The organism is Pseudomonas sp. B28(2017) (assembly GCF_002113025.1).
Taxonomy (GTDB): Bacteria; Pseudomonadota; Gammaproteobacteria; order Pseudomonadales; family Pseudomonadaceae; genus Aquipseudomonas.
In genome coordinates, this window is the sequence record NZ_NEJH01000002.1 from 543,319 (window position 1) to 566,265 (window position 22,947).

Below are 22,947 nucleotides of genomic sequence, written 5' to 3' on the forward strand. Positions count from 1 at the left end.
ACACTTGATATGGAAATGGTATCAGCCATCTGATGAAGCATTACCGTCAGGGGTCACTTCCCCTACTTGCTTTTCCAGCTGGCGCAGACGCCGTGCTATGTCATCGAGCTGACGAATGCGTGCCGCGCTTTTGCGCCACTCGGCTGCCGGCTGCATGGCCGTACCGGAAGAATAGGAACCCTTTTCGGTAATCGAGTGGGTCACCATGGTCATCCCGGTGATGAAAACGTTGTCGCAAATTTCGATATGCCCCACCAGGCCTACACCACCGGCGAGCATGCAATGCTTGCCGATTTTGGTGCTGCCGGAGATCCCGACGCACGCCGCCATGGCGGTGTGATCACCGACCTGAACGTTGTGAGCAATCTGAATCTGGTTATCGAGCTTCACGCCGTTGCCGATGATGGTATCGGCCAACGCACCGCGATCTATAGCGGTGTTCACGCCGATCTCCACATCATCACCGATCAGCACACCACCGATCTGGGCAATTTTCTGCCAGATGCCTTTTTCATTGGCAAAACCGAAGCCTTCGCCGCCGAGCACCGCACCGGACTGAATGACAACTCGCTTGCCAACGCGAACATCGTGATACAAGGTCACACGCGGCGCGAGCCAGCCACCCTCACCCACCACGCTGCGAGCGCCGATGAAGCAATGCGCGCCGACAGTCGTACCAGCTGCAACCTGCGCACCACTTTCGATCACCACAAACGCACCGATACTCGCCGCAGGATCGATCACCGCATCCGCGGCGATCACCGCCGTCGGATGTATGCCGGCGGCGGCCTTGGGCTTTGGATCGAACAGGTGGGAAACACGTGCGTAGGCCGCATAAGGATCCGGCACCACCAGCACATCGCCGGAATGACCTTCGGCGTCAGCGGCTTTCAGCAACAGGGCTGCCGCCTGACTGCCTGCCAGGTATTTACGGTATTGGGGGTTTGCAAGAAAGCTCAACTGAGCTGGGCCAGCCTCCTGCAAGGTGGCTAGCCCAGTAATTGCTTTCTCGGGGTCGCCACGTAGCGTGGCGCCGAGGAACTCGGCCAGCTGGCCGAGCTTAATGGTCACGGTCATGGATTACTTCAGCTGATTCATGCGCTCGATAACCTGGCGAGTGATGTCGTACTGAGGCTTGACATCAATCACTGCGCCACGCTCGAAGACCAGGTCATAAGCACCTTTCTTGATGACTTCTTCCACAGCGCTGTCCAGTTTCGGCTTGAGCTGCTTCAGCATTTCACGGTCGGCAACGGCTTTGGCTTCGTTCAGTTCCTTGGACTGGAACTGGAAGTCACGGGCCTTTTGCTTGAATTCAAGCTCCAGACGCTCGCGCTCGCCCTGCTGCATTTTGTCACCACCAGCCATCAGGCGGTCCTGAATGCCCTTGGCGCTGCTTTCCAGCGTCTTGAGTTTGGTCAGTTGAGGACCGAACTTCTTCTCGGCATCCACGGCGTACTTCTTGGCCGCGTCGGACTCCAGCAGAGCCATCTGATAGTTCAGAACGGCAATTTTCATGTCGGCAAATGCCGGACCAGCGACCAGTACGCTGGCCAGGAGAACCAATTGAGTCAACTTACGCACGATGCACTCCTACAAAATTCATTGTCGTTATCTTGGGTCAGACGCTTAGAACGTCTGGCCGAGGGAAAATTGGAACACTTGAGTCTCCGCGTTATCCGGTTTCTTGACCGGCATGGCCAACGCGAAACTCAGAGGCCCCAGCGCAGTTACCCACGTCACACCTAAACCCACGGAACTGGCCATGTTGCTGAGGCTGATATCGTTACACTGCGTATTGGACTTCGACGCAGGATTGGTATTGGTCGTCTGATCACACTTGGAGTCGAATACGTTACCCACATCCCAGAACACCGACGTACGCAGGGAACGTTGATCCTTGACGAACGGCAGCGGGAACAGAACCTCGGCACCACCTTGAATCAGGACATTACCGCCGAACGGCAGTGGATCCTGATCCGGGTCAGCAAGAGTGCCCGGGTTGCCAGTACTGCCTTCGCCACGGCTCGGAGTACTGCGCGGACCCAATGTACTGTCCTTGAAACCACGAACCGAGTTGAAACCACCAGCATAGTAGTTTTCATAGAATGGCAAGCCGTCGGTCGAACCATAACCATCGCCATAACCCAATTCGGTGTGCAGGCGCATGGTGTAGTTTTCAGACAGTGGCTGGAACAACTGGCCACGGTAATCGAGTTTGAAGAACGACAGGTCGCTACCCGGTACGGTGGCTTCCGCCGTCAAGCTTTGAGAATGACCACGGGTCGCCAGTACGCCTTTGTTAAGGGTGGATTCGGACCAGCCGGCCGAAGCCTTGAAGTTCAGGTACTGATCGCCTTCACGGTTAACGAAGTCGAAAATCTCGTCGACGGTGTATTGACCGGTCTTGATCTTGTCCTGTTGCGCAGACAGGCCGAAGGTCAGACGCGAAGTCTCGCTGATCGGGTAGCCGACGCTCACGCCAGCACCCATGCTGTCCACGGCATAGCTCGCTACATCGACGTCGAGGTCGTTGTAGTCGGTGGTGCGGTAGAACGCATTGTAACCCAGGCTCACGCCATCGGCGGTCCAGTAGGGGTCGACGAAACCGAAGTTGTAACGTGTCTGGTATTGGCTTTTGGTCAAGCCGATGCTGACCTTGTTACCGGTACCCAGGAAGTTGTTCTGGGTGATCGAACCACCGAGGATCAGGCCGGCGCTCTGGGCGAAACCGACGCTGGCAGTGATCGAGCCGGAAGCCTGCTCTTCAACGCTGTAGTTGACATCGACCTGGTCATCGACACCCGGCACGGCCGGTGTCTCGACGTTGACTTCCTTGAAGAAGCCCAGACGTTCCAGACGGGTCTTGGATTGGTCGATCAGGTAGGTTGAAGCCCAGCCGCCTTCCATCTGACGCATTTCACGACGCAGCACTTCGTCTTCGGACTTGGTGTTGCCACGGAAATTGATGCGGTTCACGTAAGCACGCTTGCCCGGATCGACCGCGAACAGGATGTCTACGGTGTGATCTTCATCATGCGGTTGAGGCACGCCGTTGACGTTGGCGAAGGTATAACCTTCGTTACCCAGACGACGGGTGATCAGCTCGGAGGTAGTGGTCATCAGCTTGCGCGAGAACACCTGGCCTTTTTGCACCAGCAGCAGGGACTTGACCTGGTCTTCAGGGACTTTCAGGTCGCCGCTGAGCTTGACGTCACGAACGGTGTATTTCTCGCCTTCGTTGACGTTGACGGTAATGTAGACGTGCTTCTTGTCCGGCGTAATGGAAACCTGGGTCGAAGCGATATCCATATTGATATAGCCACGGTCCAGGTAGTAGGAACGCAGGCGCTCCAGGTCACCGGAGAGTTTTTCACGGGCGTACTTGTCGTCGTTCTTGAAGAACGACAACCAGTTGGTGGTCTTGAGTTCGAACAGGTCGATCAGGTCTTCATCGGGGAAAACCGTGTTGCCCACCACGTTGATATGTTGGATGGCTGCAACGGTACCTTCGTTGATATTGACCTTCAGGCCAACACGGTTACGTGGTTGCGGTACCACTTCGGTATCGACGGTAGCCGAGTAGCGACCCTGGGCGACGTACTGGCGCTGCAGTTCGTTACGCACACCTTCAAGGGTGGCACGCTGGAAGATCTCGCCTTCGGCCAGACCGGATTGCTTGAGGCCTTTCATCAGGTCTTCGGTAGAGATCGCCTTGTTGCCTTCGATCTCGATACTGGCGACAGACGGGCGCTCGACTACAGTGATGACCAGGACGTTGCCATCGCGGCCCAGCTGGATATCTTGAAAGAAACCGGTTTTGAACAACGCACGAGTGGATTCCACCAGGCGACGATCATCCGCCTGTTCACCGACGTTCAACGGCAAAGCACCAAAGACGCTACCCGCGGAGACCCGCTGGAGGCCATTGACGCGAATATCAGAGATAGTGAAGGACTCGGCGTGAACTTCGGCGATCATCAATACGGTGAGAACCGCAGTTAGCAGCAGACGTTTCATGAAGTCCTTTCTTATTCCAACTGGCAATAAACAAACTGCCGCAAAATGCGGCAGATTCGCAATTCAGCGAAGCGTTACAGTCGACCCAGATCATTGACCAGAGCAAGCAACATCACCCCGATCACCAAACTGATACCGATCTGTATCCCCCAACCTTGCACCCGATCCGACAAGGGACGACCACGCGCCCACTCGATCAGATAAAACAACAAATGCCCCCCATCCAGTACCGGAATGGGCAACAAATTCAGAACACCCAGGCTAATACTCAGATAAGCAAGGAAATTCAGGAAATCAGCAACACCCGACTGGGCCGAAGCGCCCGCCACTTTAGCAATGGTTATCGGTCCACTCAAGTTTTTTACCGAGAGCTCACCGAACAACATTTTCTTCAGTGAATCGAGGGTCAGCACGCTCATGGTCCAGGTGCGTCGAGCCCCCTCGCCAATCGCTGCCAATGGCCCGTAACTGACCTCGCGCATCATCTCCGGCGGCCAATCGACAGCCTTCACCCCTGCCCCCAGGTAACCGCTGGGTGACTTGCTCTCGCCGCGAGCGGCCAGCGTCACCGGGATGTCGATTTGAGCACCGTCACGCTCGACCCGCAGTATGATTTTGGTATCAGGATGCATACGCACGGTATCGACAACCTGCTGCCAGTCATCCAGCGTACGACCATCGAGCGCCAGCAACCGGTCGCCGGTCTTCAGGCCGGCAGCCTGGGCCGGCCCCTTTGGATCGAGTTCGGCCAGCACAGGTGGCAATGCCGGACGCCACGGGCGAATCCCCAACGAATGGATAGGGTCGGGTTCGTTAGCCCCTTTAAGCCATTTGTCCAGCACAAGTTCACGAGGAGAATCGGTCGTGGAGCCTTGTTCGCGAACCATTACCTGCAACGAGCCGCTTTCACCCAGGCGACGAACCAATTGCAGATTCACCGCCGCCCAGCCGGAAGTCGCTTCGCCATCAATGGCCACGATCTCCTCGCCCGGGTTCAAACCCGCCTTGGCCGCGATACTGCCGGACTCTACAGCCCCGATGACCGGACGCACCTGCTCACTGCCGAGCATTGCCAATCCCCAGAAGAAAACCAATGCCAGCAAGAAGTTGGCAATCGGCCCTGCCGCTACAATGGCAATGCGCTGACGAACGGATTTGCGATTGAAGGCTTGATCAAGTTTATCGAGCGGTACTTCACCTTCGCGCTCGTCGAGCATTTTTACGTAGCCGCCCAACGGGATGGCTGCAACGACAAACTCGGTGCCTTGCTTGTCGTGCCAGCGCAGCAACGGCATGCCAAAGCCAACGGAGAAGCGCAGCACCTTGACCCCACAGCGACGCGCGACCCAAAAATGGCCGAACTCGTGAAAGGTAACCAGCACACCCAGAGCGACCAGGGTGCCGACAATCATATAGAGCGCGCTCATCTACTTTCTCCGCAAACCTGTCCGCTGCTGCGCAGGTCAACTATCCGCAGCATTTACCGCCCATGACGGCTCAACCATTGTCCGGCCAGCAAGCGCGCTTTCGCGTCTGCCGTGAACACTGCATCGAGATCATCCACTGCCACCACGGGCTCAAGATTCAGTACTTCCTCGATGATACTCGCGATTTCCGGATATCGAACCCGCTCGTCGAGAAATGCCGCCACTGCCACCTCATTTGCTGCATTAAGCATCGCTGGCGCGCTGTTACCCGCCTCGGCCGCCTGACGAGCCAGGCGCAAACAAGGGAAACGCTCTTCATCGGGCGCCTCGAAGTCCAGCCGTGCAATGGCAAACAGATCCAACGGTGCCACACCCGAGTCGATCCGCTCCGGCCAGGCCAGGGCATTGGCGATGGGCGTGCGCATGTCCGGATTACCCAGCTGCGCCAGGACAGAACCATCGACATAGTCGACCAGCGAATGGATCACACTTTGCGGGTGAACCACCACCTCGACCTGCGCCGGCCTGGCATCGAACAGCCAGCAGGCCTCGATCAACTCAAGCCCCTTGTTCATCATGCTGGCCGAGTCAACGGAGATTTTTCGCCCCATGGACCAGTTCGGGTGCGCACACGCCTGGTCAGGTGAAACATGCGCCAGCTCAGCCATTGGCGTCTGCCGGAACGGACCGCCAGAAGCCGTCAGCAAGATCCGACGTACGCCGACTGCCTCAAGGCCACGGGCATAATCGAGCGGCATGCACTGGAAAATCGCGTTGTGCTCGCTATCGATCGGCAGCAACACCGAGCCACTCTTGCGCACCGCCTGCATAAACAGCGCGCCGGACATGACCAGCGCTTCCTTGTTGGCCAGGAGGATCTTTTTGCCAGCCTCGACTGCCGCCAGTGTCGGGCGCAATCCCGCCGCACCGACAATGGCCGCCATGACCGTATCGACTTCCGGATCGGAAGCGACCCGACACAAACCGTCCTCACCCACCAGAACACGGGTCGAAAGACCCGCCGCACGCAAATCGTCCTGCAAGGTGCGGGCAGCAGCGACCTCAGGTACGACAGCGAACCGTGGGACATGGCGCACGCAAAGCGCCAGCAACTCACTCAAGCGAGTGAAGCCGCTCAATGCAAAGACCCGATAACGATCAGGATGGCGAGCGATGACGTCGAGCGTACTCAGGCCAATCGAGCCGGTCGCACCCAGAACGGTAATCTGTTGCGGGCGACTCATGGCGCCGCCATCCACAACAGTACGGCGAACACCGGAATCGCTGCCGTCAGGCTGTCGATACGATCCAGCACCCCCCCGTGCCCCGGAAGCAGGTTGCTGCTGTCCTTGATCCCGGACTGGCGCTTGAACATGCTTTCAGTGAGATCGCCCACCACCGAAATGAACACGATCAGCGCGGCCCCGATCAACCCCTTGAGCAGCTCGGCCACCGTCCAGTCACGCACCAGGCCAACGAATGTGGTAATGACCAGACTCAGCGCCAGCCCACCGTACACGCCTTCCCAGCTTTTGCCCGGGCTGACCTGCGGTGCGAGCTTGCGCTTGCCGAAAGCACGACCGGAGAAGTAGGCACCAATATCGGCACCCCAGACCAACACCATCACCGCCAGGATCAGCAAGTTACCCAGCGGGTATTGCTTGATCTGCACCAGACCTTGCCACGCCGGCAGGAGAATCAACAGGCCGATCACCAGCTTGGTCGCCGCATTGGACCAATGATCGCTCGAATGCGGATAGCTCAGCACCAGATACGTCGCCACCGCCCACCACAATACCGAAGCGCCCAATACCCAAGGCGCGAGGCCGGGCAGGATGTACATGAGCAACAGCATCAAAGCGACCACGGCGGAATAGCCGAGGCGAAACGCTTGACCGGCGAAACCCGCCAGTCGCGCCCATTCCCAGGCACCCAGGGTTACGACCAACCCGATGAACAGCGCAAAACCGGAACCTTCAAGCAGGAAAAACCCGCACAAGGCAATCGGCAGCAGGATCAGTGCGGTGATGATTCGTTGTTTAAGCATTAAACCCGGGCTCCAGCCTCGACCTGCTCGCTCGTTTTACCGAAGCGGCGCTGGCGGGAAGCGAAATCGGCCAGCGCATTGCGCATGGCATCGTGTTTGAAGTCCGGCCAGAACAGGTCGGAGAAATACAACTCGGCATAGGCCAGCTGCCAGAGCAGGAAGTTGCTGATGCGGTGCTCGCCACCGGTACGGATACACAAGTCAGGCAGCGGCAGGTCACCCGTGACCAGACAGGTCTGCAGCAGATCAGGCGTGATGTCTTCCGGACGCAAGTGCCCGGCCTGAACCTCTCGCGCCAGTCGTTGTGCAGCTTGCGCGATATCCCACTGACCGCCGTAATTGGCGGCGATCTGCAGGATAAAACGATTGGCGCCAGCCGTCATGCTTTCAGCTTCGCGCATGGCAGCCTGCAGCTCGGGATGAAAGCGTGAGCGATCACCAATGATGCGCAGGCTGATGTTGTTGTCGTTGAGGCGCTTGGCCTCACGACGCAGGGCCTTGAAGAACAGATCCATCAAGGCGCTGACTTCATCGGCTGGACGCTGCCAGTTCTCGCTGGAAAAGGCGAACAAGGTCAGCACTTCGACCTTGGCCTCGGCGCAGACTTCAATGACCGCACGTACCGCATCCACACCCGCTTTATGCCCGGCGACACCCGGCATAAAGCGCTTTTTCGCCCAGCGATTGTTACCATCCATGATGATCGCGACATGGCGCGGCACCGCGGACGGTGCAGTCTGCTTGGTCTTTTCCATGAAAACGCGACCCTTATACGGCCATCAGGTCTTTTTCTTTCTCTGCCAGCTTCGCGTCGATTTCAGCCACGAACTTCTTGGTCAGGTCGTCGATCTCGCCAGTAGCGCGACGCTCTTCGTCTTCACTGATCTCTTTTTCCTTGACCAGGTCTTTCAACGAGCTGTTGGCATCGCGACGGATGTTGCGCACGGCAACACGAGCGTCTTCAGCCACATCACGGGCCTGCTTGGTGAAACCGCGGCGGGTTTCTTCGGTCAGGGCCGGCATGCTGATCAGCAGCAGCTCACCCAGGTTTGTCGGGTTCAGGTTCAGACCTGCACTGCCGATAGCCTTGTCGACTGCGCCGAGCATGTTGCGCTCGAAGGCAACGACTTGCAGGGTACGGGCGTCCTTGACGGTGATGTTGGCCACTTGCTTGATCGGGGTGTCAGCGCCGTAGTACGGCACCATCACGCCTTCCAGAATGCTCGGGTGCGCCTGGCCGGTACGGATGCGGCCGAAGTTGTGCGACAGGGACTCCACCGACTTCTGCATGCGCTCTTTAGCGTCTTTCTTGATTTCGTTGATCATTGTTCGCCTTCCTCGATCAGGGTTCCTTCAGCGCCGCCATGCACGATGTTCAGCAGGGCGCCGGGCTTGTTCATGTTAAATACGCGTAGCGGCATCTTGTGGTCGCGGCACAGGCAAATGGCCGTCAGATCCATCACACCCAGCTTGCGATCCAGCACTTCATCGTAGGTCAGATGATCGAACTTCTCGGCATGCGGGTCTTTGAACGGGTCAGCGGTGTAGACGCCATCGACCTTGGTCGCCTTGAGCACGACATCGGCATCGATTTCGATTGCACGCAGGCAGGCAGCCGAATCCGTCGTAAAGAACGGGTTGCCGGTACCGGCCGCGAAAATCACCACGTCCTTGGAGTTCAAGTGGCGCATGGCCTTGCGGCGATCATAGTGATCGGTCACGCCAACCATCGAAATAGCGGACATCACGATGGCCGAGATGTTGGCGCGCTCAAGGGCGTCGCGCATGGCCAGGGCGTTCATCACAGTGGCCAGCATGCCCATGTGGTCGCCGGTGACCCGATCCATGCCAGCCTTGCTCAGCGCCTCACCGCGGAACAGGTTACCACCACCGATAACCAGACCGACCTGAACACCGATGCCGACCAGCTGGCCAACTTCCAATGCCATGCGATCCAGAACTTTCGGGTCGATCCCGAACTCCTCCGAGCCCATCAGGGCCTCGCCGCTAAGCTTGAGTAGAATGCGTTTATAGCGAGCCTGATAACCACTGCCCTGCTGAGCCATTGCGAATCTCTCCTGCGGCGTATTTTAAAAATTCTTTGCGAGCTGTTTACAGCTGGCGTTCACTCTTGCTTGGCGCTGCTTCAGCGCCATCGGAACATGGCTTTGTAAGCCAGTTCCAAAAGGAAACCAAATAAAAATTGGTGCCCCATCTGAAAAGAGGCTGCGCGCGTGAGCGGGCAGCCTCTTCTGGGCGACAGTTAAAAAACCGTCTTATTGCTTGGCGGCAGCCAGCTGGGCAGCAACTTCTTCTGCGAAGTTGTCCACTGGCTTCTCGATGCCTTCGCCGACTTTGAAGTAGGTGAAGGAAACGATTTCAGCGCCGGCTTTCTTGGCCAGGGCACCCACGGTGAGTTCCGGGTTCATCACGAAAGCTTGCTCGACCAGGCTGGCTTCAGCCAGGAACTTGGTGATACGGCCGGCAATCATCTTCTCGACGATTTCAGCAGGCTTGCCTTTCATCTTGTCTTCGTTCAGCTGCAGGAATACAGCCTTCTCGCGCTCGATGGCTTCGGCAGAAACCTGCGATGGCAGCAGGAACTCAGGATTGCTTGCAGCCACGTGCATGGCGATCTCTTTGGCCAGCTGAACATCACCGCCCTTGAGAACAACAGCAACACCGATCTTGTTACCGTGCAGGTAGGTGCCGACAACGTCACCCTCTACGCGTACCAGACGACGAATGTTGACGTTCTCGCCAACCTTGGCCACCAGGGCTTCACGAGCCGCTTCCTGAGCAGCGATCAGCGGAGCTGCGTCGGTCAGTTTTTCGGCGAAGGCTTTTTCTACGCTGGCAGCAACGAAGTTCTTGAAGTCGTCTTGCAGGGCCAGGAAGTCGGTCTGCGAGTTGACTTCCAGCAGCACGGCTGCCTTGTCGTCAGCCTTGATGGCGATAGCGCCTTCAGCGGCAACGTTGCCGGCTTTCTTGGCAGCCTTGATGGCGCCCGAAGCACGCATGTCATCAATGGCTTTCTCGATGTCGCCACCAGCCTTGGTCAAGGCCTTTTTGCAATCCATCATGCCTTCGCCGGTACGCTCGCGCAGTTCTTTGACCAACGCTGCAGTAATCTCTGCCATTTCAAAATCCTCTTGGATAGGTTTTCAACCATTCCACCCGACCGAACGGGCGATCAATTCTTCCCGAACCACCCTTGTTAGCTGCCGCACGTTACAGATAGAGCAGTGGGCGCCGACAAATGGTTTTCGAGGTGGCAAAAAGGGGGCCAAGCCCCCTTTTTGCTTACTGAGTCAACGCCAAGGCGTCAATTACTCAGCTGCTGCTACCGGAGCTTCGTCAACGAATACTTCGGTGCCGCCGGCAACATTGTTGCGACCGCGGATTACAGCGTCAGCCATCGAACCCATGTACAACTGGATAGCGCGGATTGCGTCATCGTTGCCTGGGATGATGTAGTCAACGCCTTCCGGGCTGCTGTTGGTATCGACTACGCCGATAACCGGGATGCCCAGCTTGTTGGCTTCGGTGATCGCGATGCGCTCGTGATCAACGTCGATAACGAACAGAGCGTCTGGCAGACCGCCCATGTCCTTGATACCACCCAGGGAACGATCCAGCTTTTCCAGGTCACGAGTGCGCATCAGCGCTTCTTTCTTGGTCAGCTTGGCGAAAGTACCGTCTTCAGATTGAACTTCAAGGTCACGCAGACGCTTGATGGAAGCACGGATGGTTTTGAAGTTGGTCAGCATGCCGCCCAACCAGCGGTGATCGACGTACGGCGAACCGCAACGTGCTGCTTCTTCAGCAACGATCTTGCCAGCGGAACGCTTGGTGCCGACGAACAGAATCTTGTTTTTGCCCTGGGCCAGACGCTCTACGAAAGTCAGAGCTTCGTTGAACATTGGCAGGGTTTTTTCAAGGTTGATGATGTGAATCTTGTTACGCGCGCCGAAAATGTACTTGCCCATTTTCGGGTTCCAGTAACGGGTCTGGTGACCGAAGTGCACACCGGCCTTCAGCATATCGCGCATATTGACTTGGGACATGATAGTTCCTTAATAAGTCGGGTTTGGCCTCCACGTATCCCAATGACCAACCAGCAGCATCAGCTGAAGGCACCCAGGTCATCGTGTCGACACGTGTGTGGATTTAGGCTTTTCGGGACATCCCCGGAAAGCGGCGCATTTTATACCACAAGGCAGGGCAAAACGGAACCCGGATTCTGAAATCCTGGCGAGCGCTTTGCTCCATTCCTTGGAATCCGCCAAGAATGCACCATTCTATAAAGAGAAGCGATGCACACAGGCGCAGATTTGCGCTGATCGTCTGGTAGAATCGCATTTTTCAGGGCCGCGAAGATCGATCGCGTAATGCCCTTTCCGTTTAGAAAGCGCCATCGAGCGCAGAGAGAGCCTGTATGACCGTCACCCTCAAAACCCCCGAGGATATCGCCAAAATGCGTATCGCCGGCAAACTGGCCGCCGATGTGCTGGAAATGATTGCCGAATATGTCAAGCCGGGCGTTACCACCGATCAACTGAACCAGATCTGCCACGACTATATCGTCAATGAGCAGAAAGCCATCCCCGCCCCGCTCAACTACAAGGGCTATCCAAAGTCGATCTGCACGTCGATCAACCATGTGGTCTGCCACGGCATCCCGAACGACAAGCCGCTGAAAGATGGCGACACCCTGAACATCGACGTCACTGTCATCAAGGACGGCTACCACGGCGACACCAGCCGCATGTTCCATGTCGGCAACGTGCCGGTCTGGGCCGAGCGCCTGTCCCAGGTGACCCAGGAATGCATGTACAAGGCGATTGAAATCGTCAAACCCGGCTGCCGCCTGGGCGATATCGGCGAAATCATCCAGAAGCACGCTGAAAAGAACGGTTTCTCGGTGGTTCGCGAATTCTGCGGTCACGGAATCGGCAAGGTTTTCCACGAAGAGCCGCAGATCCTGCACTACGGCCGCGCTGGCACCGGCATGGAACTCAAGGCCGGCATGACCTTCACCATCGAGCCGATGATCAACCAGGGCAAGGCTGACACCAAGGTACTGGGCGATGGCTGGACCGCGATCACAAAGGACCGCAAGCTCTCGGCACAGTGGGAACACACCCTGCTGGTGACCGAAACCGGTTACGAGATCTTCACCCTGCGCAGCGATGACACCATCCCTCGCGTTTCGGCCTGATCCCGTTACCGTACATCGCCTTATAGAAAGGAAAGCCAATCGATGCCGCAGGTGGATCCCGAACTCTTCGACCGAGGCCAGTTCCAGGCTGAACTGGCCCTGAAGGCAAGCCCGATAGCGGCCTTCAAGAAGGCGATCCGCCAGGCCCGCGAGGTGCTCGACACCCGTTTTCGCAACGGACGGGACATTCGCCGGCTGATCGAGGATCGTGCCTGGTTTGTCGATAACATCCTGCAAAAGGCCTGGAACCAGTTCAGCTTGAGTTCCGAAGCTGGCATTGCATTGGTCGCGGTCGGTGGCTACGGCCGCGGCGAATTGCATCCTTATTCCGATATCGACTTGCTGATCCTGCTGGACAGCGCCGACCACGAAGTTTTCCGCGATTCCATAGAGCGTTTTCTGACGCTGTTGTGGGACATCGGCCTGGAGGTTGGCCAGAGCGTTCGCTCGGTCGACGAGTGCGCCGTCGAGGCCCGCGCCGACCTGACGGTCGTCACCAACCTGATGGAAAGCCGCACCATCGCCGGCCCCGAGCATTTGCGCCAGCGCATGCTGGAGGTCACCAGCACCACGCACATGTGGCCGAGCAAGGACTTCTTCCTGGCCAAGCGCGCCGAACAAAAGGCCCGCCACCACAAGTACAACGACACCGAATACAACCTGGAACCCAACGTCAAAGGCTCACCCGGCGGCTTGCGGGATATCCAGACGATTCTCTGGGTAGCCCGTCGCGAGTACGGAACCCTGAACTTGCGGGCACTGGCTGGCGAAGGGTTCCTGGTCGAGAGTGAAAACGCCCTGCTCGCCTCTTCCCAGGAGTTCCTGTGGAAGGTTCGCTACGCCCTGCACATGCTCGCCGGTCGTGCCGAAGACCGCCTGCTGTTCGATCACCAGCGCACCATTGCCGGGCTGTTGGGCTTCAAGGGCGACGACGCCAAGCAAGCCGTCGAAAACTTCATGCAGCAGTATTACCGGGTGGTGATGAGCATCGCCCAGCTCAGCGACCTGATCATCCAGCACTTCGAAGAAGTCATCCTCGCACCGGAAGACGAAGCGCCACCACAACCGATCAACTCGCGCTTCCAGCTGCATGACGGCTACATCGAAGCACGCAACGACAACGTCTTTCGCCGCACGCCGTTCGCCATGCTCGAAATATTCGTGCTGATGGCCCAGCAGCCGGAAATCAAGGGGGTGCGCGCCGACACCATTCGTCTGCTGCGGGAAAATCGCTACCTGATCGACGACGACTTCCGCAACGATATTCGCAACACCAGCCTGTTCATCGAGTTGTTCAAGTGCAAGATCGGCATCCACCGCAACCTGCGGCGAATGAACCGTTACGGCATCCTCGGGCGTTACCTGCCCGAATTCGGCTTTATCGTCGGGCAGATGCAACATGATTTGTTCCATATCTATACAGTCGATGCCCACACCCTGAACCTGATCAAACACCTGCGTAAGTTGCAGTACACCAAGGTGTCGGAAAAATTCCCGCTGGCCAGCAAGCTCATGGGCAAGCTGCCCAAGCCCGAACTGATTTACATGGCCGGCCTGTACCACGACATCGGCAAAGGCCGGCATGGCGATCACTCGGACATCGGTGCCGTGGATGCCGAGGCCTTTTGCCAGCGTCATCAACTGCCCACGTGGGACAGCCGCCTGATCGTTTGGCTGGTGCAAAACCATCTTGTGATGTCGACAACCGCCCAGCGCAAGGACCTGTCCGACCCGCAGGTGATCCACGATTTCGCACAGATCGTCGGCGACGAAACCCGCCTCGACTACCTGTACGTGCTGACCGTCGCCGACATCAACGCCACCAACCCGACCCTGTGGAACTCCTGGCGCGCCAGCCTGCTGCGCCAGCTCTACACCGAGACCAAGCGCGCCCTGCGTCGCGGCCTGGAGAACCCGGTGGATCGCGAAGAACAGATCCGCCAGACCCAGAGCGCCGCCCTGGATATCCTGGTGCGCGGCGGCACCGACCCGGACGATGTCGAGCAACTGTGGGCACAGTTGGGTGACGACTATTTCCTGCGCCACACCGCCGGCGATGTGGCCTGGCACAGCGACGCGATCCTCCAGCAACCGGCCGACGGCGGGCCACTGGTACTGATCAAGGAAACCACCCAGCGCGAGTTCGAGGGCGGAACACAGATCTTCATCTACGCCCCCGACCAGCACGACTTCTTCGCCGTGACCGTGGCTGCGATGGACCAGCTCAACCTGAACATTCACGACGCCCGGGTCATCACCTCCAGCAGCCAGTTCACCCTCGACACCTATATCGTGCTCGACACCGACGGCGACTCGATTGGCGATAACCCGGCACGAATCAAGCAAATCCGCGACGGCCTGACCGAAGCCCTGCGCAACCCGGATGACTACCCGACCATCATCCAGCGCCGGGTGCCCCGTCAGCTCAAGCATTTCGCCTTTGCGCCACAAGTGACGATCCACAACGACGCCCAGCGCCAAGTGACGGTGCTGGAACTCACGGCACCTGACCGCCCGGGCCTGCTGGCGCGGATTGGGACGATTTTCCTGGAGTTCGATCTGTCACTGCAAAATGCCAAGATCGCCACCCTCGGCGAACGCGTGGAAGACGTGTTCTTCATCACCGACGCCAACAATCAGCCGTTGTCCGACCCGCTGCTGTGCAGCCGCTTGCAGGATGCGATCGTCGAACAACTGAGCGTCAACCAGGAACCTGATATCAAACTGTCGCGCATCAGCATCTGAATCAACAACGGCCCGCCCTAATATAGGAGCGAGCCTGCTCGCGATGAACTCAAATACGCCGCGTTACCCTGGCAAGAACGCGTTATCGTTGACGACCATCGCGAGCAAGCTCGCTCCTACAGGGACCAGCGCCGCTCCAACACCGAACGAGATTTATCGATGAACAACGCTCTGACCCAGCTCCAGCCCTACCCGTTCGAGAAACTCCGCGCCCTGCTCGGCAGTGTCACGCCCAATCCGGACAAACGCCCGATTGCCTTGTCCATCGGCGAGCCGAAACACCGCTCGCCGAGCTTTGTCGCCGAAGCCCTGGCCAGCAACCTGGATCAGATGGCGGTGTACCCGACCACCCTCGGTATTCCGGCCCTGCGTGAAGCTATCGCTGCATGGTGCGAGCGGCGCTTCGATGTCCCTAAAGGCTGGATCGACCCGGCGCGCAACGTGCTGCCGGTCAACGGCACCCGCGAAGCGCTGTTCGCCTTCACCCAGACCGTGGTCAACCGTGGCGATGACGCTCTGGTGGTCAGCCCGAACCCGTTCTACCAGATCTACGAAGGCGCGGCGTTCCTCGCCGGCGCCAAGCCGCATTACCTGCCGTGCCTGGACGAAAACGGCTTCAACCCGGATTTCGACGCCGTGTCGCCGGACATCTGGAAACACTGCCAGATCCTGTTCCTGTGCTCGCCAGGCAACCCGACCGGCGCATTGATTCCGGTGGAAACCCTGAAAAAGCTGATCGCACTGGCCGACGAGTACGACTTCGTGATTGCCGCCGATGAGTGCTACAGCGAGCTGTATTTCGACGAACAGACTCCGCCGCCAGGCCTGCTCAGCGCTTGCGCGGAACTAGGCCGCAAGGATTTCAAGCGTTGCGTGGTGTTCCACAGCCTGTCCAAGCGCTCCAACCTGCCGGGCCTGCGTTCCGGTTTCGTCGCCGGCGATGCCGATATCCTCAAGGGGTTCCTGCTGTATCGCACCTACCACGGCTGCGCGATGCCGGTTCAGACGCAACTGGCCAGTGTTGCCGCGTGGAATGACGAAGTGCATGTGCGCGCCAACCGTGCGTTGTACCGCGAGAAGTTCGATGCGGTCCTGGACATCCTCAGCCCGGTGCTGGACGTACAGCGTCCGGATGGCAGTTTCTACCTGTGGCCGAATGTGGCAGGTGACGACGCAGCGTTCTGCCGCGACCTGTTCGAACAGGAGCACGTGACCGTGGTGCCGGGCTCTTACCTGTCACGGGATGTCGATGGCGTCAATCCGGGGGCCGGGCGTGTGCGCATGGCGCTGGTTGCACCGTTGGCGGAGTGTGTTGAAGCCGCCGAGCGGATTCGCGATTTCATCCAGCGCCGCAAATAACCCCCTACCGGTGACGGCCAGGTTTACTTCACCTGGCCCAGCTTGGCCTCACTCAAGTCCAGCTCACCCAACACCTCACGCAACACGTCATCACCAACCTGGTGCTGACGACTGAGGCTATACAACTCCAGGCGCTGCGCCCGCAGCGCCTTCAAGCGCAAACGCCGCTCCAGCAAGTCCATCTGAAAGGCCAGGGCCTGGGCTTCAGCGGAATCGTTGAACACCTCCAACTGATGTCGGTACTCCGACATGATCCGCGCCTTGAGTTCTGCAGCCAGCGCGGATTGGGCGGCGTCCTGCGGGTTGACCTCTTCTGCCTCAAGCGCATGAATGGCCGCTTCGGCGGTCTTGCGCCAGGCGTCACGCACTTCATTACGCCGCTTGTCGTCCGGGCTGGCTTCGATGCCACGCAACAACAGCGGCAGCGCGATGCAGGCCGCAATCAACGACAGCAGAATCACCCCGGCAGCAATAAAGATCAGCAAGTCCCGCTCTGGAAATGCGCTGCCCCCCATAAGCATCGGCACCGACATCACACCCGCCAGCGTCACGGCCCCGCGCACACCGCCAACGGTCAGCAACCAACAGGATCGCGCTGTCGGCACCCGGGTAACCTCACCCTTGCCGCGCAGGCGTCGCAGCAACACCGACAGGCGCCAGATGCTCTGCACCCAGACGAAGCGCAAGGCCAACAGCACCAGGAAAATTGCCAGCACGTCCAGCCCGCGATACAGCAACGTCGGCCATAGCGAGGTTTCGTGACTGGCGACGGCCTTGATGATGTCTGGCAACTGCAGGCCCAGCAGCAGGAAAATCAAGCCATTGAAGGCGAACTCCAGCAATGACCAGACGCTGCGATTGAGCAGGCGGGTGTTGGTCTGGCGCGGCAGCAGATCGAGCCAGCTCTGCATCATCCCCGCCGCCACCGCCGACAGGATGCCCGACACTTCCATCCGCTCGGCCAGCACGTAGGCCGCAAACGGCAGCAGCAACATGAACACCACGTGCGTCGCCGGATCATCCCAACCGCGCGCGATCATCCACGCTCGCAGGCGGCCGACCAGCCAGCTCAAGGCCACCCCGACGGCCAGACCACCGACGGCGACCAGCATGAATGTCAGGCTGGCATTGGCCAGCGAGAACACGCCGGTCACCGCTGCCACCAGCGCAAACTTGAACGTCACCAGGCCCGAGGCATCGTTCATCAGCGCCTCACCCTGCAAGATGTGCATCAAGGGTGTGGGCAGTCTATTGCGGGAAATGGCCGACACCGCCACCGCATCTGTCGGCGACAGCACGGCCGCCAGGGCAAACGCCACCGGCAACGGCACACCGGGCAACAGCCAGTGAATGAAATACCCGGCGCCGACCACGGTGAACAGCACCAACCCCACCGCCAGAGTCAGGATCGGTCCGCGCAGACGCCAGAGTTCGCGCTTGGGCATTCGCCAGCCGTCGGAGAACAACAGCGGCGGCAGGAACAGAAACAGGAACAGTTCGGGATCAAGGGCTACATGCAAACCCAGCGTCGGCCATGCAAGCAAGGCCCCAGCGGCGATTTGAACCAGCGGCAACGGCAACGGAATCACCCGTCCGATCAGGCGCGAAACGCCGACCAGCATCAACAGGATCAGGACGGTGTAAGCGGTTTGCATAAAGCGTGGTTCCCGGACAATCGACAGCATTGAAGTGCCATATTAGCCGCTTAGACTCTCTGCTGACCCTTGCACCAATGTCGCACGCAGGTCGCTGAAGCAACCGTATTCCCTGTGGGATTTGCGCTTCCATGGCATAATCCGTCACCTTTTATTTACGGCATATGCAAAGGGGGCAATTCCTTGACCGTTTCAAGCAAAACGTTGCACCTTTTCGGCATCAAAGCCTGCGACACCATGAAAAAGGCGCGCACCTGGCTCGATGAACACGCTGCCAGTTATGACTTTCATGATTACAAAGCGGTCGGTATCGACCGTGAACACCTGACCCAATGGTGCAACGAGCACGGCTGGGAAGTGGTGTTGAACCGTGCAGGCACGACCTTTCGCAAGCTCGACGACGAACGCAAAGCCGATCTCGACCAGACGAAAGCCATCGAACTGATGCTCGCACAACCCTCGATGATCAAGCGCCCGGTGCTCGATCTCGGTGACCGAACCCTGATTGGCTTCAAGCCAGATATCTACGCGGCCGCGCTCAAGTAAGCAGCCCGTTTCAATTTGCTAGAGGTATCAACATGTCTACTACCCTGTTCAGCCTGGCCTTTGGTGTCGGCACTCAAAACCGTCAAGGCGCATGGCTGGAAGTGTTCTACGCCCAACCGCTGCTCAACCCGTCCGCCGAGCTGGTCGCTGCCATTGCGCCGATCCTCGGTTACAGCGAAGGCAACCAGGCCATCACCTTCACCACCGCACAGGCCGCGCAACTGGCTGAAGCCGTGAAAGGCATCGACGCGGTACAAGGCAAGCTGCTGACCCGCCTGGCCGAAAGCCACAAGCCGCTGGTTGCCACCTTGCTGGCTGAAGACGCCCAGTTGTCGTCCACCCCGGAGGCTTACCTCAAGCTGCACCTGCTGAGCCATCGCCTGGTCAAGCCACACGGCCTGAACCTGGCCGGGATCTTCCCGTTGCTGCCAAACGTGGCCTGGACCAGCCAGGGCGCGATCGACCTGAGCGAGCTGGCCGAGCTGCAACTCGAAGCCCGCCTGCGCGGCGAGCTGCTGGAAGTCTTCTCGGTGGACAAGTTCCCGAAAATGACCGACTACGTGGTTCCGGCCGGCGTACGTATCGCTGATGCTGCGCGTCTGCGCCTGGGTGCTTACGTGGGCGAAGGCACCACCGTGATGCACGAAGGCTTCATCAACTTCAACGCCGGCACCGAAGGCCCGGGCATGATCGAAGGCCGCGTATCCGCTGGCGTATTCGTTGGCAAGGGTTCGGACCTGGGCGGCGGCTGCTCGACCATGGGCACCCTGTCGGGCGGCGGCAATATCGTGATCAAGGTCGGCGAAGGCTGCCTGATCGGCGCCAACGCCGGTATCGGTATCCCGTTGGGCGACCGTAACACCGTCGAGTCGGGCCTCTACGTGACCGCTGGCACCAAAGTCGCGTTGCTGGACGAAAACAATCAGTTGGTCAAAGTGGTCAAGGCTCGTGAACTGGCCGGTCAGCCGGACCTGTTGTTCCGTCGCAATTCGGAGACCGGTGCCGTGGAATGCAAAACCCACAAATCGGCCATCGAACTGAACGAAGCGCTGCACGCGCACAACTAAGTGCCACAGGCATCTGTGGGAGCGAGCTTGCTCGCGATGTTTTTTGGCGACCTTACGGACGCCATCGCGAGCAAGCTCGCTCCCACAAGGTCCGGTGTACATCCGCCCAAGTTCACAGGGCCGAACACATGATGATTCTCTCTCCCTGGCGCGCCGACTTTCCGGCCATCGCCGCCCTGCAACGGCAAGGCCAGACCTATCTGGACAACGCCGCCACCACGCAAAAACCTCAAGCCCTGCTGGATGCCCTGGCGCATTACTACGCCAACGGCGCGGCCAACGTGCATCGGGCGCAGCACTTGCCCGGCGCTCACGCCACCCAGGCCTTCGAGGACAGCCGCCGCAAAGTCGCGCAATGGCTCAATACGGGCGATTGCGGTCAGATCATCTTTACCCACGGCGCGACGTCCGCGCTGAATCTCCTGGCATACGGCCTGGAACATCTTTTCAATCCGGGCGACGAGATTGTCATCAGCGCCCTGGAGCATCACGCCAACCTGTTGCCGTGGCAGCAACTGGCGCACCGCCGCGACCTGAAACTGGTGATCCTGCCGCTGGATGCCGACGGCGTGATCGACCTTGAAGCCGCAGCCGGCCTGATCGGCTCGCGCACACGTCTGCTGGCGGTCAGTCAACTGTCCAACGTGATTGGCGCGTGGCAGCCACTGCCGCAATTGCTGGCGCTGGCCAAGGCGCACAACGCACTGACCGTGATCGACGGCGCCCAGGGCGTGGTCCATGGCCGCCACGACGTGCAAGCGCTGGGCTGCGATTTTTATGTGTTCTCCAGCCACAAGCTCTACGGCCCCGATGGCCTGGGCGTTCTGTTCGGGCGCAATACAGCGCTGCAACAGCTGCGTCCCTGGCAGTTCGGCGGAGAGATGGTGCTCGATGCCAATTATCACGACGCACGCTTTCGCCCGGCGCCGCTGGGTTTCGAGGCCGGGACACCGCCGATTGCCAGTGTGATCGGTCTTGGAGCGACCCTGGATTACCTCGCCGGGCTCGATCAGGACGCTGTGTCCACCCATGAAGCGGCGCTGCATGCCTGTCTACTCAAGGGCCTTGAGTCGCGCAACGGCATTCGCTTGCTGGCCAGGCCGCAAGTCGCACTGGCCAGTTTTACCGTCGAGGGTGTGCATAACTCCGATCTCGCGCATTTACTGACCGAACAAGGGATCGCGGTGCGCGCCGGACATCACTGTGCCATGCCGTTGCTCAAACGCTTCGAACTGGCCGGGGCGATTCGGGTATCGTTGGCGCTGTACAACGATTCCGAAGATCTGGAGCGATTCTTTGAAGCCCTGGATCAGGCGCTGGAGTTGCTGCGATGAGCCTGCCTGCCGATGCCGTGACGGCCCTGGACACCTTTCAGAAAGCTGCCGGCTGGGAACAGCGTGCACGCCTGCTGATGCAATGGGGAGAGCGTTTGCCAGCGTTGAGTGATGAGCAGATGTGTGACGCCAACCGGGTGCACGGCTGTGAAAGCCAGGTGTGGCTGGTGGGCGAACTGCACGATGGCCATTGGCAGTTCAGCGCTAACAGTGATGCTCGCCTGATTCGCGGGTTGGTGGCGTTGCTGCTGGCACGGGTCAACGGGTTGTCGGCAGCTGAGTTGCAGCAGGTGGATCTGGCGGATTGGTTCAATCAGCTGGGGTTGGGGCGGCAGTTGTCTGAATCCCGCAGCAATGGCTTGAATGCGGTGCTTCAGCGGATGCGGGAGCTGGCTGGTTAAGCGCCTTCGCGAGCAGGCTCGCTCCCACAGTAAAACGCATTCCAATGTGGGAGCGAGCCTGCTCGCGAAGGGGTCATCAGCCGCAATTTCAGGCCTCAGGCTTGACCCGATCCGCCGGCCGCCGCACGCCCGCCACGATCTTGTCCACCGCCTTGGTCGCCGCGACCATGCCGAAGGTCGCCGTCACCATCATCACTGCACCAAACCCGCCCGCGCAGTCGAGCTTCACGCCATCGCCGACAAAGCTCTTCTGCAGGCAAATGCTGCCGTCCGGTTTCGGATAGCGCAGTTGCTCGGTGGAAAACACGCACGGCACGCTGTAGTGGCGGGTCACGGTGCGGGAAAAACCATAGTCGCGGCGTAGCGTGGAGCGCACTTTCGACGCCAGCGGGTCGTTGAACGTGCGATTCAGGTCGCAGACCTGGATCAACGTCGGGTCAATCTGCCCGCCCGCGCCGCCGGTGGTGATGATCTGGATCTTGCGCCGCTTGCACCAGGCGATCAGCGCAGCCTTGGCGTTGACGCTGTCGATGCAGTCGATCACGCAGTCGATGTTCGGCGTGATGTACTCGGCCATGGTGTCACGGGTAACGAAGTCAGGCACCGCGTGCACCGTGCAGTCCGGGTTGATCCCGCGCAGACGCTCGGCCATCACCTCGACCTTGGGCTTGCCCACCGTGCTGTCCAGCGCATGCAACTGACGGTTGGCGTTGCTGACGCAGACGTCGTCCAGGTCGAACAGCGAAATCTCGCCCACGCCACAGCGGGCCATGGCTTCCGCCGCCCAGGAACCGACACCACCGACGCCAACGATCGCCACATGGGCCGTACGCAGGCGTTCAAGGCCTTCGATGCCATACAAGCGGGCGATGCCTGCAAACCGCGGATCGTCTGTACTCATGACCATTACCCCAAAAACCGGCGCGCATTATAAGGGGTGTCCTGCCTCACAAACACTGTTCCTTTTTGACGGTGTCTGCGAGGCAGGACACCTACGCAGCAACAAGATTTAGGTTTCAAGCTGCAAGTGTAAGAACTTATGTGAAAGTTAACTGCCCAACGTCAGGCATTTCCCTGTCCGATGTACGTTCAGTGAACTGCCGGTGTAGGATGCGCGCCCCTTTA

The 22,947-nt window shown here is 59.1% G+C and carries 20 protein-coding genes; 7 read left to right on the plus strand and 13 right to left on the minus strand.

Going from position 1 to position 22,947, the window contains the following annotated elements:
* Window positions 1–21: 21 nt before the first annotated feature.
* The 11 genes from lpxD to rpsB all read right to left on the minus strand — a co-directional run bounded on the left by lpxD (window position 22) and on the right by rpsB (window position 11,561).
* Window positions 22–1,077 carry a UDP-3-O-(3-hydroxymyristoyl)glucosamine N-acyltransferase gene (gene lpxD, locus CAF65_RS07300; RefSeq protein ID WP_085715692.1) on the minus strand — a complete coding sequence of 352 codons (1,056 nt, stop codon included), beginning with the start codon at window positions 1,075–1,077 and terminating at the stop codon, window positions 22–24.
* A gap of 3 nt (window positions 1,078–1,080) precedes the next feature.
* Complete coding sequence (locus CAF65_RS07305; protein ID WP_008000031.1) at window positions 1,081–1,584, minus strand: OmpH family outer membrane protein; 504 nt, start codon at window positions 1,582–1,584, stop codon at window positions 1,081–1,083.
* A gap of 45 nt (window positions 1,585–1,629) precedes the next feature.
* The gene (bamA, locus tag CAF65_RS07310; protein WP_085715693.1) at window positions 1,630–4,020 is read right to left on the minus strand and encodes an outer membrane protein assembly factor BamA; all 2,391 of its coding nucleotides are present in this window, start codon (window positions 4,018–4,020) and stop codon (window positions 1,630–1,632) included.
* A 74-nt stretch (window positions 4,021–4,094) separates the two neighbouring features.
* On the minus strand, window positions 4,095–5,447 hold the full coding sequence (gene rseP, locus CAF65_RS07315) for a sigma E protease regulator RseP (protein WP_085715694.1): 1,353 nt from the start codon (window positions 5,445–5,447) through the stop codon (window positions 4,095–4,097).
* Window positions 5,448–5,500: 53 nt separating this feature from the next.
* The gene (gene ispC, locus CAF65_RS07320; protein ID WP_085715695.1) at window positions 5,501–6,691 is read right to left on the minus strand and encodes a 1-deoxy-D-xylulose-5-phosphate reductoisomerase; all 1,191 of its coding nucleotides are present in this window, start codon (window positions 6,689–6,691) and stop codon (window positions 5,501–5,503) included.
* Window positions 6,688–7,494, minus strand: a complete 807-nt coding sequence (locus CAF65_RS07325) for a phosphatidate cytidylyltransferase (RefSeq protein WP_085715696.1) — start codon at window positions 7,492–7,494, stop codon at window positions 6,688–6,690. Before CAF65_RS07325 ends, ispC begins: the two co-directional genes overlap by 4 nt.
* Complete coding sequence (uppS, locus tag CAF65_RS07330; RefSeq protein WP_085715697.1) at window positions 7,494–8,249, minus strand: polyprenyl diphosphate synthase; 756 nt, start codon at window positions 8,247–8,249, stop codon at window positions 7,494–7,496. The genes CAF65_RS07325 and uppS overlap by 1 nt, the downstream gene beginning before the upstream one ends.
* A gap of 13 nt (window positions 8,250–8,262) precedes the next feature.
* Window positions 8,263–8,820: a ribosome recycling factor gene (frr, locus tag CAF65_RS07335; protein ID WP_008019552.1), complete on the minus strand. Its 558-nt coding sequence runs from the start codon at window positions 8,818–8,820 to the stop codon at window positions 8,263–8,265.
* Entirely contained in the window at window positions 8,817–9,560 is a 744-nt protein-coding gene (gene pyrH, locus CAF65_RS07340; RefSeq protein ID WP_008000043.1) for a UMP kinase, read from the minus strand. The genes frr and pyrH overlap by 4 nt, the downstream gene beginning before the upstream one ends.
* Before the next feature lie 210 nt (window positions 9,561–9,770).
* Window positions 9,771–10,634 (minus strand): translation elongation factor Ts, encoded by an 864-nt coding sequence (gene tsf, locus CAF65_RS07345; protein WP_085715698.1) that lies wholly within the window; start codon window positions 10,632–10,634, stop codon window positions 9,771–9,773.
* Between the two features lie 189 nt (window positions 10,635–10,823).
* A complete protein-coding gene (gene rpsB, locus CAF65_RS07350) occupies window positions 10,824–11,561 on the minus strand; it encodes a 30S ribosomal protein S2 (RefSeq protein ID WP_085715699.1) in 738 nt (245 codons plus the stop codon).
* A 371-nt stretch (window positions 11,562–11,932) separates the two neighbouring features.
* Between rpsB and map the strand changes: the two genes are divergently transcribed.
* From map to dapC, 3 genes are all read left to right on the plus strand, one after another.
* Window positions 11,933–12,715: a type I methionyl aminopeptidase gene (gene map, locus CAF65_RS07355; RefSeq protein ID WP_008000050.1), complete on the plus strand. Its 783-nt coding sequence runs from the start codon at window positions 11,933–11,935 to the stop codon at window positions 12,713–12,715.
* Between the two features lie 42 nt (window positions 12,716–12,757).
* Window positions 12,758–15,460, plus strand: a complete 2,703-nt coding sequence (locus tag CAF65_RS07360) for a [protein-PII] uridylyltransferase (protein ID WP_085715700.1) — start codon at window positions 12,758–12,760, stop codon at window positions 15,458–15,460.
* Window positions 15,461–15,619: 159 nt separating this feature from the next.
* Window positions 15,620–16,819, plus strand: coding sequence for a succinyldiaminopimelate transaminase (dapC, locus tag CAF65_RS07365; protein WP_085715701.1), 1,200 nt, complete (start codon window positions 15,620–15,622; stop codon window positions 16,817–16,819).
* A 23-nt stretch (window positions 16,820–16,842) separates the two neighbouring features.
* Here dapC and CAF65_RS07370 read toward each other — a convergent pair whose 3' ends face one another.
* Window positions 16,843–18,474 carry a Na+/H+ antiporter gene (locus CAF65_RS07370; RefSeq protein ID WP_085715702.1) on the minus strand — a complete coding sequence of 544 codons (1,632 nt, stop codon included), beginning with the start codon at window positions 18,472–18,474 and terminating at the stop codon, window positions 16,843–16,845.
* Between the two features lie 183 nt (window positions 18,475–18,657).
* Here CAF65_RS07370 and CAF65_RS07375 point away from each other — a divergent pair, with 183 nt between their 5' ends.
* The 4 genes from CAF65_RS07375 to CAF65_RS07390 all read left to right on the plus strand — a co-directional run bounded on the left by CAF65_RS07375 (window position 18,658) and on the right by CAF65_RS07390 (window position 21,822).
* Window positions 18,658–19,020, plus strand: coding sequence for an ArsC family reductase (locus CAF65_RS07375; RefSeq protein WP_150754203.1), 363 nt, complete (start codon window positions 18,658–18,660; stop codon window positions 19,018–19,020).
* Window positions 19,021–19,052: 32 nt separating this feature from the next.
* Complete coding sequence (gene dapD, locus CAF65_RS07380) at window positions 19,053–20,087, plus strand: 2,3,4,5-tetrahydropyridine-2,6-dicarboxylate N-succinyltransferase (protein WP_085715703.1); 1,035 nt, start codon at window positions 19,053–19,055, stop codon at window positions 20,085–20,087.
* Between the two features lie 128 nt (window positions 20,088–20,215).
* A complete protein-coding gene (locus CAF65_RS07385; protein WP_085715704.1) occupies window positions 20,216–21,421 on the plus strand; it encodes an aminotransferase class V-fold PLP-dependent enzyme in 1,206 nt (401 codons plus the stop codon).
* Window positions 21,418–21,822, plus strand: coding sequence for a SufE family protein (locus CAF65_RS07390; RefSeq protein WP_085715705.1), 405 nt, complete (start codon window positions 21,418–21,420; stop codon window positions 21,820–21,822). The genes CAF65_RS07385 and CAF65_RS07390 overlap by 4 nt, the downstream gene beginning before the upstream one ends.
* A gap of 88 nt (window positions 21,823–21,910) precedes the next feature.
* Here the strand turns inward: CAF65_RS07390 and tcdA are convergent, their stop codons facing one another.
* The gene (gene tcdA, locus CAF65_RS07395) at window positions 21,911–22,729 is read right to left on the minus strand and encodes a tRNA cyclic N6-threonylcarbamoyladenosine(37) synthase TcdA (protein WP_085715706.1); all 819 of its coding nucleotides are present in this window, start codon (window positions 22,727–22,729) and stop codon (window positions 21,911–21,913) included.
* Between the last annotated feature and the right edge of the window lie 218 nt (window positions 22,730–22,947).

Excerpts from the sequence above, each read along its gene's own strand:
- lpxD (WP_085715692.1), bottom strand. The coding sequence starts at position 1,077 with ATGACCGTGACCATTAAGCTCGGCCAGCTGGCCGAGTTCCTCGGCGCC.
- bamA (WP_085715693.1), bottom strand. The coding sequence starts at position 4,020 with ATGAAACGTCTGCTGCTAACTGCGGTTCTCACCGTATTGATGATCGCC.
- rseP (WP_085715694.1), bottom strand. The coding sequence starts at position 5,447 with ATGAGCGCGCTCTATATGATTGTCGGCACCCTGGTCGCTCTGGGTGTG.
- ispC (WP_085715695.1), bottom strand. The coding sequence starts at position 6,691 with ATGAGTCGCCCGCAACAGATTACCGTTCTGGGTGCGACCGGCTCGATT.
- CAF65_RS07325 (WP_085715696.1), bottom strand. The coding sequence starts at position 7,494 with ATGCTTAAACAACGAATCATCACCGCACTGATCCTGCTGCCGATTGCC.
- uppS (WP_085715697.1), bottom strand. The coding sequence starts at position 8,249 with ATGGAAAAGACCAAGCAGACTGCACCGTCCGCGGTGCCGCGCCATGTC.
- frr (WP_008019552.1), bottom strand. The coding sequence starts at position 8,820 with ATGATCAACGAAATCAAGAAAGACGCTAAAGAGCGCATGCAGAAGTCG.
- pyrH (WP_008000043.1), bottom strand. The coding sequence starts at position 9,560 with ATGGCTCAGCAGGGCAGTGGTTATCAGGCTCGCTATAAACGCATTCTA.
- tsf (WP_085715698.1), bottom strand. The coding sequence starts at position 10,634 with ATGGCAGAGATTACTGCAGCGTTGGTCAAAGAACTGCGCGAGCGTACC.
- rpsB (WP_085715699.1), bottom strand. The coding sequence starts at position 11,561 with ATGTCCCAAGTCAATATGCGCGATATGCTGAAGGCCGGTGTGCACTTC.
- map (WP_008000050.1), top strand. The coding sequence starts at position 11,933 with ATGACCGTCACCCTCAAAACCCCCGAGGATATCGCCAAAATGCGTATC.
- CAF65_RS07360 (WP_085715700.1), top strand. The coding sequence starts at position 12,758 with ATGCCGCAGGTGGATCCCGAACTCTTCGACCGAGGCCAGTTCCAGGCT.
- dapC (WP_085715701.1), top strand. The coding sequence starts at position 15,620 with ATGAACAACGCTCTGACCCAGCTCCAGCCCTACCCGTTCGAGAAACTC.
- CAF65_RS07370 (WP_085715702.1), bottom strand. The coding sequence starts at position 18,474 with ATGCAAACCGCTTACACCGTCCTGATCCTGTTGATGCTGGTCGGCGTT.
- dapD (WP_085715703.1), top strand. The coding sequence starts at position 19,053 with ATGTCTACTACCCTGTTCAGCCTGGCCTTTGGTGTCGGCACTCAAAAC.
- CAF65_RS07385 (WP_085715704.1), top strand. The coding sequence starts at position 20,216 with ATGATGATTCTCTCTCCCTGGCGCGCCGACTTTCCGGCCATCGCCGCC.
- CAF65_RS07390 (WP_085715705.1), top strand. The coding sequence starts at position 21,418 with ATGAGCCTGCCTGCCGATGCCGTGACGGCCCTGGACACCTTTCAGAAA.
- tcdA (WP_085715706.1), bottom strand. The coding sequence starts at position 22,729 with ATGGTCATGAGTACAGACGATCCGCGGTTTGCAGGCATCGCCCGCTTG.